The sequence below is a fragment of the Streptomyces sp. NPDC052396 genome (genome assembly GCF_044593195.1).
GTDB lineage: Bacteria > Actinomycetota > Actinomycetes > Streptomycetales > Streptomycetaceae > Streptomyces.
This window is the reverse complement of the sequence record NZ_JBIUAW010000001.1, coordinates 743,042-759,908: the sequence shown is the minus strand read 5'-3', so window position 1 is coordinate 759,908 and position 16,867 is coordinate 743,042. Positions and strand designations below refer to the sequence as shown.

Here is a 16,867-nt window from a genome sequence, read left to right as displayed (position 1 = left end):
TCCAGGCAGTTCAAAGAAACCGGGGGGGGCGGGATGATGCGCCTTGAAGCCGCCGGCAAGCGCTATGGCAGAGGCGGTTGGGTGCTGCGTGGCGTCAACGCGGAACTCGCCCCCGGCGAAGTCATAGCCTTCACCGGCGGCAACGGCTCCGGCAAGTCGACCCTCCTGCGGATGCTGGCCGGGCTCACCCGCCCCACCAGCGGAACGGTCACCGGCCGCCCGGCAACCATCGGCTATGTACCGGACCGCTTTGCGCCGGTGGAACGCCTCACCGCCACCGCCTACTTGACACATATGGGGCGCATACGGGGGCTGCCCACCCACCTCGCCACCACCCGCGCCGGCGAGCTGCTGGAGCGGCTGGCGCTCGCGGGCGGGGCGGATGCCCCGCTGCGCACCCTGTCCAAGGGGAACGCCCAGAAGGTGGCGCTGGCCCAGGCGCTGCTGGTGCGGCCGGAGTTGCTGGTGCTGGACGAGCCCTGGTCGGGGCTGGACGCCTCGGCGCACCAGGTGCTCGCCGAGATCATCACCGAGGTGGCGGACGCCGGGGGCACCGTGGTGTTCACCGATCACCGGGAGGCGGTCACCCGCGCAAGGGCGTCGCGTGCCTACGCGGTCGGCGGCGGGCGGGTCACGCTCCAAGAGGCCGCGGAACGACGGCCGGTGGCCGAGGTCGTACTGGCCGAGCCCGGCACCGGTGCCCGCGCGCTGGACTGGCGAGCAGTTGAGGGAGTGCTTGCCGTGCGCGCCGAGGATGCGCGCATCACCCTCACCGTGGACGACGTGCACGCCGACGCCCTGCTCCACCTCGCCCTGCGGCACGGCTGGTCCGTGGTGGGTGTGACCCGGGAGACGGACCGTTGATCGCGCTGATTCGCTACACCTTCGCCACCACCCTCCATACCCAGCGCTATCTGCCCCCGGTGTTCCTGTTCCTGGGGCTGCTGGCGGTGCTGACCGTCAGCGGCGGCGGGGCGCTGCCGGCCGCCTACGCCTCGGCCGCCGGGGCGCTGTTCGTCTGCTCGGCCTGGCTGACCACGGCCGTGCTGGGCGTGGACGACCCGGCGCAGCGCGCCATCGTCGTGGTCAGCGCGGGGCGTTCGCTGAGAGTGATGCTCGCCTCGGTGGCCACGGTGCTGCTGGGCTGTCTGGTGCTGATGGCGGTCGGGCTGGTCTTTCCGCTGGCGGTGGGGAGTTACCGCCTCACCCCGGCGGATCTGCTGCTGGGCGTGGCGGCTCAGCTCACCGGTGCGTGCACCGGTATCGCCATCGGGCTGCCCTGCTCGCGCCTGCTCTTCCGGCGGCAGGGGTATGCGCTGCTGACGGCCGTCACGCTGGTGATGGGCACCCTCTTCACCCGGGGCCTGCCGCCGGTGAACCGGCTGCTGGAGCTGATGGCGACATCCAACGACGCCACGAGGCTGCTGGCGCCCGGGGCGGCGATGCTGCTGATCGCCGCCGCGGTGCTGGCGGCGGCGACGGCGGTCACCCATGTGCTGGTGGTGCGGAAACCCTAAGCAATGGGGCGCTGCGGGGAGGGTTTCCCCACCCCTGTTGGCTCCGCACTGTGCGGGGCGTCAGCGTGCGAACTTTTCGATCGCCGCTGGGGTGACGGGGGTGAAGAAGTTGACCAGGTTGCCGTCGGGGTCACGGAACAGCAGCGACCGGTTGCCCCAGGGCATCGTGGTGGGCTCGCTGACGAAGTCGGTGACAAAGCCGGTCAGGTTCCGGTGAACGCGGTCCACGTCATCGACGAGGAACTCGGTGATCACGCTGTGGTTGGCCGCCGGGCGGGCGGAGCCCGGGGCGAACAGCGGGACGGTGCGGGTGCCGGCGATCGCGAGGGTGGCGCCCGTGGTCCTGAGTTCGGCGAAGTCCTCGGTGGCCCATGCCGCCCGCACCCCGGTGGCTCGCTCGTAGAACTCGACGAGGCGCGCTACATCGCCGGTGATGATGCGGATCGAGACAAAGTCCATGGGAATCTCCTTGGCTGTGCTGAAGCTGTGCTGGAGCTGTGCTGGAGGCGTGCACAGCGCAGGCTAGGAGAAATAGCGGACAGAATCGGTCCTGTATTCGCGTTAGGTTGATGCCCATGCCTCGACCCACCGGCCGCGTGCTGACGCTCCTGGAACTGCTGCAGTCGGGCGGCACCCGGACGGTGGCCGAGCTGGCCGACCGGCTCGGCGTCGAAGGGCGCACCGTGCGGCGGTATGTGGACCAGCTGATCGACCTGGACGTGCCCGTGGAATCGGTGCGCGGTCGCTACGGCGGGTACCGGCTCGCCCCCGGCTACCGCCTGCCTCCGCTCATGCTCAGCGATGACGAGGCGCTGGCCGTGCTGCTCGGCCTGGTCGCCGGCCGGCGGGCAGGGCTGACGACCACGGAGCAGACGGCAAGCGAGACGGCCTCGGCGAAGATCCGGCGGGTGCTGCCCAAGCACATCGCCCGCCGGCTCGACACACTCCTGGCAGCTCTCTCCTTCACGGATCAGCCCGGTGATTTCGACACCCCGGACGCCGGGGTCCTGCTCACCGTCGCCGATGCGGTGCGCCACCGCCGGCCGGTCTCCATCCGCTACACCGACCGTGACGGACGGCGCAGTGAACGCACGCTGCACGCGTATGGGGTCGTCGCCCATGCGGGCCGGTGGTACGTCACGGGCCAGGACGCCCGGATCGGCGAGGACCGGACCTTCCGGCTCGATCGCATCGCGGACGCGCGGACCCTGCCCGGCTCCTTCGAAGCGCCCATGGGGCCCGGTCCGGCACAGCGGGTGTTGTCCGGGTTCGCCACGGCCGAGTACCGGCATGCGGTGACCTTGCGGATCCAGGGGACGGTTGAGCAGATCCGCGCCCACCTTCCCGCCGGCATCGCGAGCCTGGCGGAGTACGCGCCCATGGCGGGCGAGGACCGGGCGGCCGAGCGCTGGCTGCGCGTCGAGCTGCGGGCGGAGCGGCTCGACTGGCTGCCTCCGGTACTCGCCGCGCTCGACCGGCCGTTTGTCATCGAGCGCCCCGATGAACTGCGCGACCTCGTCATCGCGCTCGCCGACCGCCTCGCCTCCCACGCCCGTCAAGCCTGACGCGGCGCGGCCCACGACCTGCCCCCACACGGGCCGTGCCGACGTCAACTCCCACGAGGCCGGGCATGCTTCGAAGCGCCGGCCATCGCCCCGTACCGCGCGCCCGTGGTGAGGAGCGGGCCAACTCCGGTCGGGCCGGTCAGGGTTGGGGCTGCCCCTCCCGAAGCCCCGCAACACACAGCAGAACACGGCCGCTTTACCAATCCATTAAGGTGAGCCCCCGTGAACGATCACCCCCGCACCCCCCGCATATCCCGCCGTGCCGCCGTCACCGGCGTCGGCATCGGCGCGGCGGCCACCGCCCTCGCGCTCAGCACCGCCGGCCCCGCCCGGGCCGGCGAGGCCAGGAACGAGGCCCAGAACAACGCCAAGCCCGCCTTCCTGCACGGCGTCGCCTCCGGCGACCCCCTGCCCGACGGCATCCTGCTCTGGACCCGGGTGACCCCGGCGCCCGACGCGGTGCCCGGCTCCGGGCGGGGACCCGCGGTCGAGGTCGGCTGGCAGGTGGCCGAGGACGCCGGCTTCCGGCATGTTGTCGCCCGGGGCGAGGTCACCACCTCGGCCGCCGCCGACCACACCGTCAAGGCGGACGTCCGCGGACTGCGCCCGGCCACCGACTACTTCTTCCGCTTCACGGCGGGCGGCGTCAACTCCCCGGCCGCGCGCACCCGTACCGCGCCCGCCGCCGACGCGGCCGCCGACCGGCTGCGGTTCGGGGTGGTGTCCTGCGCCAACTGGGAGTCGGGGTACTTCTCCGCGTACCGCCATCTCGCCGCCCGTCGCGACCTGGACGCGGTGCTGCACCTGGGCGACTACATCTACGAGTACAAGTCGGGTGAATACCCCGCCGCCAAGTATGTGGTGCGTCCGCACCAGCCCACCCACGAGATCATCACGCTGGCCGACTACCGGACGCGGCACGGGCATTACAAGACCGACCCGGACCTGCAGGCGCTGCACCACGCGCTGCCGGTGATCGCCATCTGGGACGACCATGAGTTCGCCGACAACGCCTGGTCGGGCGGGGCGGTGAACCACACCCCGGGCGCGGAGGGCGAGTGGGCGGCGCGGGTGGCGGCCGCCAAGCAGGCGTACTTCGAGTGGATGCCGGTGCGCCCGTCGGTGGCGGGCACCACCTACCGGCGGCTGCGCTTCGGCCGCCTGGCCGATCTGCACCTGCTGGACCTGCGTTCCTTCCGCAGCGAGCAGGCGAAGAAGGGCAGCGGGGCGGTGGACGGAGCCGAGCGCACCATCATCGGACGCGCCCAACTGGACTGGCTGAAGCAGGGGTTGGCGGCCTCGGACACCACCTGGCGGCTGGTGGGCAACCCGGTGATGATGGCCCCGGTGGCCTTCGGCGCCCTGCCGGCCCATCTGCTGGGGCCGCTGACCAAGCTGCTGGGGGCGCCGGCCGAGGGCATCACCGCCAACACCGACCAGTGGGACGGCTATACACACGACCGGCGGGAGCTGCTGGACCACCTCAGCGGGCACGCCATCGGCAACACGGTGTTCCTGACCGGGGACATCCATATGGCCTGGGCCAATGATGTTCCCCGGCAGGCGGCCACCTACCCGCTGCTGTCCGGGTCGGTGGCCACCGAGTTCGTGGTGACCTCGGTGACGGCGGACAACCTGGACGAGACCCTGCACGTCCGCCCGCACACGGTTTCACTGGCCGCCGAGACGGCCGTCAAGGCGGCCAACCGGCATGTGAAATGGGTGGACATGGACTCGCATGGTTATGGCGTGCTCGATGTCACCGCCGAGCGGGCGCAGATGGACTACTACGTGCTGGCCGACAAGCGGGATGCCGGCTCGGCCTCGTCCTGGGCGCGTTCCTACCGGACGGTCTCGGGCAGCCAGCGGGTGGAGCGGGTCAAGTCGCCGGTGGCGTAGGGGCGTTCTCCGGCGGCGCGGGCGGCGCGGCCGGAGCGGAGGTACGGGGCCGGGGTACGGCGGGCAGCAGCGTATGCATCCGGCGTGTGCTGCGGCGGTGCTGGATCACCGACAGACCCGCCACCGCGGCCCCCAGCACCAGCCAGCCGGCCGGGCCGGCGGTCATCACCACCCCGGTGAGCAGGGGCGGTCCGGCGGACTTCTGGATGGACTGCGACATTCCGGCCGCCCCCAGATAGGCGGCCCGGGCCTCCGGCGGCGCCAGTGAGACCGCCAGCTCCCAGGAGCTCACCGAGCGCATCAGCTCGGCCAGGGTGACCAGCAGGGCGGCGGCGAGCAGCAGGGCCGCCGCCGGCCAAGTCCCGCCCCAGGTGGCCAGGGCCACCGCCGCGCAGCAGGCCGGCAGCAGGGCGCCATAGCGCAGCACCGCCCGGGCGGCCTGGTACGGGCCCTCGGCACGGGCGGAGACCCGCAGTTGGAGAAGGACCACCAGCACGGTGTTGACGATCAGGAAGGCAGGGACCAGGGCGTGCGGCGCCCGGGTGCGGTCCACCAGCCACAGCGGCAGGCCGACATTGAGGATGGAGTCGTCGATGTTCAACGGGATGTCCAGCAGGACGAACAGCAGATAGCCGCGGTCGCGCCAGGGGCCGGCGGAAGGGCCGGCCGGCTGCCGGCCCGGGGCGGCGCCGGGGTCGGCCGGTTCCCGGGTGCGCCACACCAGAGCCGCGGCCAGGACGAAGGACAGGGCGTCGCCCAGGATCAGGGCCTGGTAGGCGTCCCGGGTGCCCACCGCCAGGCCGAGGGCGGCCAGGCCCGCGCCCACCCCATAACCCGCGTTGGCCACGCTGCGGAACAGCGCCTGATAGGTGCCGCGCCGCTCCCCCGCCACCCGGGTGGCGAACAGCATCTCCAGGGTCTTGGCCGCCCGGTCGCCCAGCGAGGTCAGGGCGACCAGCGGCAGCAGGACCTCGAAGCGGGTGCAGGACAGGAGCAGGAGGAGGGCGGCCAGCCGGAGCAGATGACAGCCGATCAGCAGGGCGCGTACCGGGAAGCGGCCGGCCAGCCGCCCGGCCAGCGGGGAGCCGGCTATGCCGGCCACCCCGGCCACACCCAGCAGCACCCCGATCCGCTGGGGGCCCAGATGGGCCACAAAGGTGAGATAGAGGACCGAGGAGGCGGCCCACAGCCCGGTTCCGGTGCGGTCCAGGCCCTGGGCGAACAGCATGATCCGGGCGTCGCGGCCGCCCGGTGGATTGCGCAGCTGTGTCATCAGGCCCGTCATGACCCGCCCCCCGAATGTATCTCGACATCAAGAAACCTGGAGCAGCCTGCCCCGAGATAATCTCGATGTCAAGATACTTGAGGTCAACAGACCTGGCCCCGGCCCGCGCATCCGCCTACAGGGAGTCCAGGAACCCCAGCGCCACCCGCCAGGCGGAGTCCGCCGCCTCCTTGTCGTGGTCCGGCAGCTCGGGATCGGTGAACAGGTGTCCGGCGCCCGGGTAGCGGTAGATCTCCACATCCGCCCCGGCCCGCCCCATCCGCAGATACCAGGCGTTCAGCCAGTCGTGCGGCTCAAAGGGGTCCGGGTCCGCGACATGCAGCTGCACCGGCAGCCCGTCCATCGCGGCGTCCTCCGGAAGGTCGGAGGTGCCATGCAGAAGCAGCAGGCCACGCGCCTTCTCATCGCCCAGCGCCAGGTTCTGCGCAATGGAGCCGCCCAGCGAGAACCCCGCGTAGACCAGCCCCTGTTCGGACAGCGGGGCCACCGCCTTCACCGCGCGGCGCAGCAGTTCCTCCCGGCCGATCTCGTCCTTGATGGCCATGCCGTCCTCGACGGTCTCGGCGGTACGCCCCTCATAGAGATCCGGTACATGCACCTCATGGCCGGCCGCGCGCAGCCGCTCGGCGGCCGCGTGGACGGCCGGCCGCAGGCCGTAGGCCGAATGAAAAAGGACAATCGTGGTAGGGGACGCCACTGGGGTCACTTCCTTAGCTGGATCAGCTGGATCGCGGGCCACCCATCGTGCCAGCTGCCCACTGGTTGCCACTGGTCGGAAGGGGCTGAGGCTCCATGGAGGACATATTGCGCCCCCTGGCGGTGGTCGGCGCGGCGGTGCTGATCACCCTGGTGGCGGGCTGGGCGGCCGACCGCGCGCTGCGGAGGCTGGACGCCCGGCACCCGGAGACCCCCCTGTGGGATCTGCTGCGCCGGGCCCGGCGGCCGCTGCGGGTGGTGCTGTGCGTGGCCATCCTGCGCGGCGGCTATGAGTCCGCGCAGGTCACCCGGGGGCATGAGACGGTCGTCGGCCAGGTGCTGACGCTGCTGCTGATCGGGGCCTGCGCCTGGCTGGCGATCCGGGTGGCCGCCGCCCTGGTGGAGTCCGGGTACGCGCGTTACGCGGCCGGGGTCGCCCGGGATCCGGCCCGGCTGCGCCGGGTGCGCACCCAGGTCACCCTGATCCAGCGGATCGTCACCGCGGCGGTGAGCGTGGTGGCCGTGGCGGCCATGCTGCTGACCTTCCCGGCCATGCGGGCGGCCGGCACCTCGCTGCTGGCCTCGGCGGGGCTGCTGGGCATCGTGGCCGGTATCGCCGCCCAGTCCACGCTGGGCAACCTGTTCGCCGGGCTGCAGATCGCCTTCGGCGACATGGTGCGCATCGGCGACACGGTGGTGGTCGGCGGCGAGTGGGGCACCGTGGAGGAGATCACGCTCACCTATCTGGTGGTGGCCACCTGGGACGAGCGCCGGATCACCATGCCGGTCTCCTACTTCACCGGCCGTCCCTTCGAGAACTGGTCGCGCGGCGACCCCCGGATGACCGGCACCGTCTTCCTCCACCTCGACCACTCGGCGCCCCTGGACCTGATGCGCGAGCACCTGGAGGAGCTGCTGCGCGGCTGCGCGGAGTGGGACGGCCGGGCCTGGAGCCTGGCGGTCACCGACACCACGCCCACCACCATCCAGGTAAGGGCCCTGGTCACGGCCAAGGACGCCTCCGACATCTGGACCCTGCGCTGCCTGGTGCGCGAGCGGATGGTGGAGTGGCTCCGCCGGGAGCACCCCTATGCGCTGCCCCGGGTGCCGGTGGCCGACGCGGCGGTGCGCGACCGGCGGCGCAAGCGGCCGCAGACCCCGCCCGAGGCGGAGGACATCGGGCCGGGCCCCGGCTCGTCCTGAGCGGCCCCGCCGGTCCCCACCGCCTCAGCCGGCCCGCAGGCTGCGGACGTCCAGATGTCGCAGCACCCGGTCCACCACCTCAGGGTCCGCGCCCGGCTCGCTGCGCGCGGCCCGTACCTCGTGCCGGGCCGCGGAGAGCATCTCGGCGAGGATGCGCTGGGACATCCACAGCCGCTCCACCCGCTGGGCGTGTGCCTCACGGCGTTCCTCGTCGACCAGTTCGGGGCTGATGCGGACGCCGAGTTCAAAGGCGCGCCGGTGCAGCAGCTCGGAGAGGTCCTCCGGCAGGTCCACCACCTCCTCGATCTCGATCAGCCGCCGCTTGGCCGCCTTGGTGGCGCGCAGCGCCAGCTCCCGTTCCAGGGCCCGGGCGGCGCCGGTGTCGGACCGTACCCCCAGCCGTTTGACCAGCCAGGGCAGGGTGAGTCCCTGGACGATCAGGGTGGCCAGGATGACGGCGAAGGCGATGAAGAGGATGCGGTCGCGGCCCGGGAAGGGCTTGCCGTCGTTCTTGGTGAGCGGGATGGCCAGGGCCAGCGCCACGGAGACCACCCCGCGCATGCCGGACCACCACATGACGACCGTCTCCTGCCAGCTGACCAGGATCTCCTCGCCGACGTCCCGGCGCCGGTGCAGCTTCCTGGTGAGCCAGGCGGCCGGCAGCAGCCAGCACAGGCGGACGCCCACGACCACCGCGACCACCACGGCCCCGGCGCCCAGCAGTTGCTGCCAGTAGCCCGCGGCGGCGCTGAGGACATGGTGGAGTTCCAGGCCGATCAGGCCGAAGGCGACCCCGGTGACCAGGGTGTCCACCACCTCCCAGAAGGTGTGCCCGGCCAGCCGGCCCATGACGTCATCGGCGTCGGTGGCGTACTCGGAGAGGAACAGCGAGATGGTGAGCACCGCCAGCACCCCGGAACCCTTGAGCTCCTCGGCGACCACATAGGCGACAAAGGGGACCAGCAGGGTGAGGCCGATCTGGAGGGTGGCGTCGCCGAGCACATCCATCAGCTTCTTGGCGACCCAGCCCAGCGCCAGGCCGACCAGCACCGCCACCACGGCGGAGAGCACCAGCTCGCCCGCCGCCTCGGGGGCCGAGAAGGTGCCGCTGACCACGGCGGCCACCGCCACGTGGTAGAGCACGATGGCGGTGACATCGTTGAAGAGCCCCTCGCCCTCCAGGATCGACACCAGGCGGCGCGGCAGTCCGAGTGAACCGGCCACCGCGGTGGCCGCCACCGGGTCCGGCGGTGCGACCAGGGCGCCCAGCGCCACCGCGGCGGCGATCGGCAGCCCGGGGACGACCGCCGGGGCGACGCCGGCCACCGCGGCCGTGGTGACAAAGACCAGGGCCACCGCCAGCAGGAAGATCGGCCGGCGGTTGGCCGCGAACTGCCGCCAGGAGGTGCGCTGCGCGGAGGCGTAGAGCAGTGGCGGAAGCACCATCGGAAGGATCAGTTCCGGCGGGATGTTCACATTCGGCACGAAGGGCAGCACCGCCATCACGATCCCGGCGAGCGTCATCAGCACCGGCGCCGGCAGCCCCAGCCGGTCGCCCACCGGCACCATGATCAGGGAGGCGAGGAGCAGCACAAAGAGCAACGCGAGCTGGTCCACGGCGCCCTCCGGGAGTGATCAGCAGCGGTCAGCGATGCTCAGCAGTGATCACAACCAGCCTGCCATGGAGCGGCTAACCCAGCTCCTTGGTCATCGCCCGATGCGGGATGCCGCTGCCCTCGTCGAACTCCGGACCGTAGGCCGTGTAGCCCAGGCGCTCATAGAAGCCCAGGGCGTGGGTCTGCGCGTCCAGGTGGATCCGGGTCAGGCCCAGCCGGCGGGCCTCGTCCTCCACCGCCCGGACCAGCGCCGCACCCAGCCCGGTGCCCCGCACCGCCCGTACGGTCGCCAGCCGGCCGAGCACCGCGGTGGTCTCGTCCACGCCGTACCCGCGACGGGCGGGCGCGCCGTACAGGAAGCGGACAGTGCCCACCGGCGCGTCATCCGGACCGGTGGCCAGCAGATGGACGGCGTACGCGTCATAGGCGTCCATCTCCTCGGCCTCCGGGATGGACTGCTCGGCGATAAAGACCTCGCGGCGCACCGCATGACAGCCGGACAGTTCCTCCGCCGTCCGGATGCGGTAGCGGCCGCGGCTCACGCGCTCTCCGCGCGGACCTTGTCCAGGGCGTACTGCAGGTCGTCCGGGTAGGCGCTCTCGAACTCCACCCAGCGGCCGTCCGCCGGGTGCTCAAAGCCCAGGCGCACCGCGTGCAGCCACTGGCGGGTCAGCTTGAGCCGCTTGGCCAGGGTGGGGTCGGCGCCATAGGTGAGGTCACCGGCGCAGGGGTGGCGGTGGGCGGACATATGCACCCGGATCTGGTGGGTGCGGCCCGTCTCCAGCTTGATGTCCAGCAGGCTGGCGGCCCGGAACGCCTCGATCAGGTCGTAGTGGGTGACCGAGGGCTTGCCCTCGGCGGTGACCGCCCACTTGTAGTCATGGTTGGGGTGACGGCCGATGGGGGCGTCGATGGTGCCGCTCATCGGGTCCGGGTGGCCCTGCACCAGCGCGTGGTAGCGCTTGTCCACGGTGCGCTCGCGGAACTGGTTCTTCAGCAGGCTGTAGGCCCGCTCGGACTTGGCCACCACCATCAGCCCGGAGGTGCCCACGTCCAGCCGGTGCACAATGCCCTGGCGCTCGGCGGCACCGGAGGTGGAGATGCGGTAGCCGGCGGCGGCCAGACCGCCGATGACGGTGGGACCGGTCCAGCCGGGGCTGGGGTGGGCGGCCACGCCCACCGGCTTGACGACCACCACGATGTCCTCGTCATCGTGGACGATCTCCATGCCCTCGACCGGCTCGGCGACGATCTGCACCGGCGCCGGCGGCGCGGGCATCTCGACCTCCAGCCAGGAGCCGCCGCTCACCCGGTCGGACTTCCCGGCCGCGGCGCCGTCGAGCTGGACCTTGCCCTCGGCGGCCAGCTCGGCCGCCTTGGTACGGGAGAAGCCGAACATTCGGGCGATCGCGGCATCGACGCGCTCACCCTCCAGACCATCGGGGACGGGAAGGGCGCGGATCTCGGGAATGGTGCTCACCCGTCGAGTATGCCGGACGGGTGAGGGAGGGCCGTACGTCAGTCCTTCGTCGGACCTGGTGCAGGCGTCAGTCCTGGTGCAGGGTGCCATCGGGGTCGAGCCCGCGAAAGGAAAGCACCACGATCAGGAATCCTCCGCAGACGATCGCCGAGTCGGCGAGATTGAACACCGCGAAGTGCGGGGTGGCGATGAAGTCCACCACGCCGCCCTCGAAGCCGCCGGGAGAGCGGAACAGCCGGTCCGTGAGGTTGCCCAGCGCACCGCCCAGCAGCAGGCCCAGGGCGATCGCCCACGGGGTGCTGTAGAGCTTGCGGGCGATCCGGGCGATCACCAGGATCACCACGGCCGCGATCACCGTGAAGACGATGGTCATCGCCTCGCCGAAGCCGAAGGCGGCACCCCGGTTGCGGATCACCTGGAACTGCAGCCAGGTGCCGAACACCTGAATGGGGTCGTGGTGCTCCAGCTTGGCCACCACGGCCAGCTTGCTGGTCAGGTCCAGCAGATAGGCGAAGACGGCCACCCCGAGCAGCACCCCGATGCGCCGCTTGCCGCGGCCGGACAACACCGGCCCATCGGTCTTCTCGGGGGTCTCCGGCGCACCGGTGGGCCTTCCGGTCTGCTCCGCCTCTGTCACGTGAGTCCTTCGCGTCTTCCGGCGTCATATACGGCTCGTCACCGGTCAGCCCGGCTGAGGACGAGAGTACGGCACACCCGCGCGCGGGACCTCAGCGACGTTCCTGCCGCTGCTTGCACTCGACACACAGGGTGGCCCGGGGAAACGCCTGCATCCGGGCCTTGCCGACGGGCTTGCCGCAGCTCTCGCAGCGGCCGTATGTCCCGGCGTCGATCCGCGCCAGCGCGTGCTCCGTCTGCACCAGCATCTCGCGGGCGTTGGCGGCCAGCGCCAGTTCGTGCTCCCGGGCGATGTTCTTGGTCCCGGTATCCGCCTGGTCGTCCCCCGCGCCATCGCCCGAGTCCCGCATCAGCCCGCTGACCGCGGCCTCGGACGCCCCGATCTCGGTCCGAAGCCGCCGGGCCTCGTCCATCAGCATGCTGCGCGCCTCGGCCACCTCGGCCGGCGACCAGGGCTCCTCCCCCGGCCGCACCGCCAGCTCCGACGCCGCCCTGGCCTCTTCCACGGTCTTCTTCACAGCCACCGTCCCCACTCCCCTCTGCTCGGCGGCCCCAGCTTCCCCTGCCCTGGCCGTCCCGGTCACCGCCGCCTTTTCGGCCTTCACGGCGCCCGCACTCTTCTTCCCCCGCGCGGGCGATTGCGGCACCTCTTTGATGGTTCCGGTTGCTTCGGCCACCTTGGCGGTCCTGGCGGTCTTGCCGGCGGCCGCCGCTTTCGCTGCCCGCGCGCCTACGGAGCTGCCGGGCCGTCCAGCCGCGTTGGCCGACGCCTCTTCGCCGGTGACCGCCGACTTCGCAGGCTCCGCGCCGCGGGATCGCTTCCGCCCGGCCGGTGTCCCGGTCGCCTTGGTCTTCGCCGTCTTCACAGCCGCAGACGCCTGCTGCCCGGCCCGTCCCACCGCCTTGGCCTGCGCCTCCTTGCCAGGGGCCGCCGTCTTCGCCGCCCTCGCGCCGGCGGAGCTGCCCTTCACCCCCGCCCGCCCGGCCGCCTTGGGTGACGCCTCCTCGCCGGTGACCGCCGCCTTCGTAAGCTCCGCGCCGCGGGCCCGCTTCCGCGCGGCCGGTTCCGCGGCCGGCTTCGCGGCCTTCCCGGCAGCCGCCGTGACCTTCTTCGCCACCGGCTCCTTGGCGGCCGCCTTCTTCGCAACCACCTTCTTCGCCACCGGCGTCTTCGCCACCCGGGTGGCCGCCTTCCCCGCCGCCACGGCTCCGTTCACCGTCCTGGCCCTGCCGCCGGCACCGGCATCCGCACCCGCACCGCCCTTCCTCCCCGCCTTCGCGGACGCGGACGCGGCCCCCACCCCCCGGGATCCCGTCTTCGCGGATGCGACCTTCGTCGAGGACTTCTCCGCCATCGCCGCGATCCCTTCATATTTTACGATCTTGCGTACGAATCGTGCGGGAACGATAAATCGGTACAGGGCACTCGGCAACGGGGCACGCCGGTCGCACCCCTTGTGCCCCGCCCCCGGCCCCGTACCCCCGGGCCGCTAATCCGGTCGTCCACCGGGGACCACGCCCCGTACACTGGCCGGAGCGAAAGGCGTGGAAGGGACCAGTAGCGTCGTACGCAGCCATCAGCGACCCGGGGACGGTGTGAGCCCGGGGGCGTGCCCGATGTGAAGCATCAGCCCGGAGCCGCCGGAAGAACGCCCGCGAGGGTCAGTAGAACCGGCATCGCGACCCCAATGAGGGGGCCGGAGGCGCATGCGCCTGCGGCCAAGGAGGGTGGTACCGCGGGAGTTCGATGGACTCTCGTCCCTCCGACGGACAGCGCACAACGTCCCGCCGGAGGAAGCCCATGACGCAGTACCGCCAGGTACCCGCGCAGGTAGACCTGCCCGCCCTGGAGCACGCCGTGCTCGAGTTCTGGCGCGAGCAGAAGATCTTCGCCCGTACCCTCGAACAGTCCGAGGGCCGCCCCGAGTGGGTCTTCTACGAGGGCCCGCCCACCGCCAACGGCATGCCGGGCGCCCACCACATCGAGGCCCGCGTCTTCAAGGACGTCTTCCCCCGGTTCCGCACCATGCAGGGCTACCACGTCGGCCGCAAGGCCGGCTGGGACTGCCATGGCCTGCCGGTCGAGCTGGCCGTGGAGAAGGAGCTGGGCTTCAACGGCAAGCAGGACATCGAGCGGTACGGCATCGCCGAGTTCAACGCCAAGTGCCGCGAGTCCGTGACCCGGCACACCGATGCCTTCACCGAGCTCACCACCCGCATGGGCTACTGGGTGGACCTGGACGACGCCTACCGGACCATGGACCCCCAGTACGTCCAGTCCGTCTGGTGGTCCCTGAAGGAGATCTTCAACAAGGGCCTGCTGGTCCAGGACCACCGCGTCGCCCCCTGGTGCCCCCGCTGCGGCACCGGCCTGTCCGACCACGAGCTGGCGCAGGGCTATGAGACGGTCGTCGACCCCTCCGTCTATGTCCGCTTCCCGCTGACCTCCGGCCCGCTGGCCGGCGAAGCCGCGCTGCTGGTGTGGACGACCACCCCCTGGACCCTGGTCTCCAACACCGCCGCCGCCGCGCACCCGGACGTCACCTATGTGGTGGCCACCGACGGCAATGAGCGGCTGGTCGTCGCGGAGCCCCTCCTGGAGAAGGCCCTGGGCGAGGGCTGGACCGCAACCGGCCAGACCTTCACCGGCCGCGAGATGGAGCGCTGGACCTACCGCCGCCCGTTCGACCTGGTCGAGCTGGCGGACGCCAACTTCGTCGTCAACGCCGACTATGTGACGACCGAGGACGGCACCGGCATCGTCCACCAGGCCCCCGCCTTCGGTGAGGACGACCTCAGGACCTGCCGCGCCTACGGCCTGCCGGTCATCAACCCGGTCCGCCCGGACGGCACCTTCGAGGAGGAACTCCCGCTGGTCGGCGGCCAGTTCTTCAAGAAGGCCGATGAGGCGCTGACCGCCGACCTGGGCGCCCGCGGCCTGCTCTTCAAGCATGTGGCCTATGAGCACAGCTACCCGCACTGCTGGCGCTGCCACACCGCGCTGCTCTACTACGCCCAGCCCTCCTGGTACATCCGCACCACCGCGGTCAAGGACCGGCTGCTGGCGGAGAACGAGAAGACCAACTGGTTCCCCGAGTCGGTCAAGCACGGCCGCTTCGGTGACTGGCTGAACAACAACATCGACTGGGCGCTGTCCCGCAACCGCTACTGGGGCACCCCGCTGCCCATCTGGCGCTGCGAGGAGGGCCACCTCACCTGCGTCGGCTCGCTGGCCGAGCTCACCGAGCTCACCGGCACCGACCAGTCCGGCCTGGACCCGCACCGCCCGTACATCGACGAGATCACCTTCGCCTGCACCGCCGAGGGCTGCGCGCACACCGCGGTCCGGGTGCCCGAGGTCATCGACGCCTGGTACGACTCCGGCTCCATGCCCTTCGCCCAGTGGGGCTACCCGTACCAGAACAAGGAGCTGTTCGAGAAGCGCTACCCGGCGCAGTTCATCTCCGAGGCCATCGACCAGACCCGTGGCTGGTTCTACACCCTGATGGCCGTCGGCACCCTGGTGTTCGACAAGTCCTCGTACGAGAACGTGGTCTGCCTGGGCCACATCCTGGCCGAGGACGGCCGGAAGATGTCCAAGCACCTGGGCAACATCCTCCAGCCCATCCCGCTGATGGACCAGCACGGCGCCGACGCCGTCCGCTGGTTCATGGCCGCCGGCGGCTCCCCCTGGGCCGCGCGCCGGGTGGGTCACGGCACCATCCAGGAGGTCGTCCGCAAGACCCTGCTGACCTACTGGAACACCGTCGCCTTCCAGGCCCTGTACGCCCGCACCACCGGCTGGGCCCCGTCCGCGGCCGACCCGGCCCCGGCCGGCCGTCCGCTGCTGGACCGCTGGCTGCTCGGCGAGCTCCACACGCTCACCGACCAGGTCACCCAGGCCATGGAGTCCTACGACACCCAGCGCGCCGGCAAGCTGCTGTCCGCCTTTGTGGACGACCTGTCCAACTGGTACGTCCGCCGCTCCCGCCGCCGCTTCTGGCAGGGCGACGCCGCGGCGCTGCGCACCCTGCACGAGGTCATCGAGACCGTCACCCGTCTGATGGCCCCTCTGGTGCCCTTCATCACCGAGCGGGTCTGGCAGGACCTGGTGGTCCCGGTCGACCCCGAGGCCCCGCAGTCGGTCCACCTGGCCACCTGGCCCCAGGCCTACCGGGCACTGATCGACCCGGAGCTGTCCCGGCAGATGGTGCTGGTGCGCCGTCTGGTGGAGCTGGGCCGGGCCACCCGCGCCGAGTCCGGCGTCAAGACCCGCCAGCCGCTGTCCCGGGCCCTGGTCGCGGCGGCCGGCTTCGAGACGCTGGGCGAGGAACTGCGCGCCCAGATCGCCGAGGAGCTCAACGTCTCCTCGCTGGCCTCCCTCTCGGAGGTGGGCGGCTCCCTGGTGGACACCACCGCCAAGGCCAACTTCCGTGCCCTGGGCAAGCGGTTCGGCAAGGGCGTCCAGGCCGTGGCCAAGGCCATCGCCGCCGCGGACGCGGCCGCGCTGTCCGCCGCCCTGCGCGAGGGCACCGCCTCGGTGGCGGTGGACGGCGAGACCATCGCCCTCACCCCGGAAGAGGTCATCATCACCGAAACCCCGCGCGAGGGCTGGTCGGTGGCCTCCGACTCCGGTGCCACCGTCGCCCTGGACCTGGAGATCACCCCGGAGCTGCGCCGCGCCGGCCTGGCCCGCGACGCCATCCGTCTGATCCAGGAGGCCCGCAAGAACAGCGGCCTGGACGTCGCCGACCGGATCGCCCTGCGCTGGGCCTCCACCGACGAGGAGGTCCGCACCGCCCTGGCCGAGCACACCGGGCTCATCGCCGACGAGGTCCTGGCAACGGACTTCGCCACCGGCGAGGCCGATGACTCCTTCGGCGCGCCGTTCGAGGACGAGGGTCTCGGACTGACGTTCCGCCTCCGCAAGGCGTAACGCCACGGCCAACGACGGCGGGGCCGCCCCTCTC

14 protein-coding genes and 1 pseudogene are annotated in these 16,867 nt (G+C 71.7%); 7 read left to right on the top strand and 8 right to left on the bottom strand.

Annotation, left to right across the window (positions count from 1 at the left end; genetic code table 11):
- Positions 1–117: 117 nt before the first annotated feature.
- Positions 118–864 (top strand): annotated as a pseudogene (locus ACIHFE_RS03740) (ATP-binding cassette domain-containing protein); the annotation flags it as partial.
- Positions 861–1,517 carry a hypothetical protein gene (locus tag ACIHFE_RS03735; protein ID WP_400104132.1) on the top strand — a complete coding sequence of 219 codons (657 nt, stop codon included), beginning with the start codon at positions 861–863 and terminating at the stop codon, positions 1,515–1,517. The pseudogene ACIHFE_RS03740 and the gene ACIHFE_RS03735, both read left to right, overlap by 4 nt.
- 60 nt (positions 1,518–1,577) lie before the next feature.
- On the opposite strand, the gene ACIHFE_RS03730 is transcribed toward ACIHFE_RS03735, so the two are convergent.
- Positions 1,578–1,976, bottom strand: coding sequence for a VOC family protein (locus ACIHFE_RS03730; protein ID WP_400104131.1), 399 nt, complete (start codon positions 1,974–1,976; stop codon positions 1,578–1,580).
- A 116-nt stretch (positions 1,977–2,092) separates the two neighbouring features.
- Between ACIHFE_RS03730 and ACIHFE_RS03725 the strand changes: the two genes are divergently transcribed.
- Positions 2,093–3,082 carry a helix-turn-helix transcriptional regulator gene (locus ACIHFE_RS03725; protein WP_400104130.1) on the top strand — a complete coding sequence of 330 codons (990 nt, stop codon included), beginning with the start codon at positions 2,093–2,095 and terminating at the stop codon, positions 3,080–3,082.
- A 222-nt stretch (positions 3,083–3,304) separates the two neighbouring features.
- Positions 3,305–4,981 carry an alkaline phosphatase D family protein gene (locus ACIHFE_RS03720; RefSeq protein WP_400104129.1) on the top strand — a complete coding sequence of 559 codons (1,677 nt, stop codon included), beginning with the start codon at positions 3,305–3,307 and terminating at the stop codon, positions 4,979–4,981.
- Here the strand turns inward: ACIHFE_RS03720 and ACIHFE_RS03715 are convergent.
- Both ACIHFE_RS03715 and ACIHFE_RS03710 read right to left on the bottom strand, forming a co-directional pair.
- Positions 4,962–6,266, bottom strand: a complete 1,305-nt coding sequence (locus tag ACIHFE_RS03715; protein ID WP_400104128.1) for an MFS transporter — start codon at positions 6,264–6,266, stop codon at positions 4,962–4,964. The genes ACIHFE_RS03720 and ACIHFE_RS03715 overlap by 20 nt on opposite strands.
- Before the next feature lie 115 nt (positions 6,267–6,381).
- Complete coding sequence (locus ACIHFE_RS03710) at positions 6,382–6,963, bottom strand: dienelactone hydrolase family protein (protein WP_400104127.1); 582 nt, start codon at positions 6,961–6,963, stop codon at positions 6,382–6,384.
- A 95-nt stretch (positions 6,964–7,058) separates the two neighbouring features.
- On the opposite strand from ACIHFE_RS03710, the gene ACIHFE_RS03705 reads away from it, so the two are divergent.
- On the top strand, positions 7,059–8,165 hold the full coding sequence (locus ACIHFE_RS03705; protein ID WP_400104126.1) for a mechanosensitive ion channel family protein: 1,107 nt from the start codon (positions 7,059–7,061) through the stop codon (positions 8,163–8,165).
- A 24-nt stretch (positions 8,166–8,189) separates the two neighbouring features.
- Here ACIHFE_RS03705 and ACIHFE_RS03700 read toward each other — a convergent pair whose 3' ends face one another.
- From ACIHFE_RS03700 to ACIHFE_RS03680, 5 genes are all read right to left on the bottom strand, one after another.
- On the bottom strand, positions 8,190–9,782 hold the full coding sequence (locus ACIHFE_RS03700) for a Na+/H+ antiporter (protein WP_400104125.1): 1,593 nt from the start codon (positions 9,780–9,782) through the stop codon (positions 8,190–8,192).
- 73 nt (positions 9,783–9,855) lie between these two features.
- A complete protein-coding gene (locus tag ACIHFE_RS03695) occupies positions 9,856–10,323 on the bottom strand; it encodes a GNAT family N-acetyltransferase (RefSeq protein WP_400104124.1) in 468 nt (155 codons plus the stop codon).
- Complete coding sequence (locus tag ACIHFE_RS03690) at positions 10,320–11,261, bottom strand: RluA family pseudouridine synthase (protein ID WP_400104123.1); 942 nt, start codon at positions 11,259–11,261, stop codon at positions 10,320–10,322. The genes ACIHFE_RS03695 and ACIHFE_RS03690 overlap by 4 nt, the downstream gene beginning before the upstream one ends.
- Positions 11,262–11,328: 67 nt before the next feature.
- Positions 11,329–11,898, bottom strand: coding sequence for a signal peptidase II (lspA, locus tag ACIHFE_RS03685; RefSeq protein WP_400104122.1), 570 nt, complete (start codon positions 11,896–11,898; stop codon positions 11,329–11,331).
- Positions 11,899–11,989: 91 nt separating this feature from the next.
- Positions 11,990–12,421, bottom strand: a complete 432-nt coding sequence (locus tag ACIHFE_RS03680; RefSeq protein ID WP_400104121.1) for a TraR/DksA family transcriptional regulator — start codon at positions 12,419–12,421, stop codon at positions 11,990–11,992.
- A 256-nt stretch (positions 12,422–12,677) separates the two neighbouring features.
- Between ACIHFE_RS03680 and ACIHFE_RS03675 the strand changes: the two genes are divergently transcribed.
- On the top strand, positions 12,678–13,391 hold the full coding sequence (locus tag ACIHFE_RS03675; protein ID WP_400104120.1) for a hypothetical protein: 714 nt from the start codon (positions 12,678–12,680) through the stop codon (positions 13,389–13,391).
- Positions 13,392–13,698: 307 nt separating this feature from the next.
- Positions 13,699–16,833 (top strand): isoleucine--tRNA ligase, encoded by a 3,135-nt coding sequence (gene ileS, locus ACIHFE_RS03670; protein ID WP_400104119.1) that lies wholly within the window; start codon positions 13,699–13,701, stop codon positions 16,831–16,833.
- Positions 16,834–16,867: the final 34 nt, after the last annotated feature.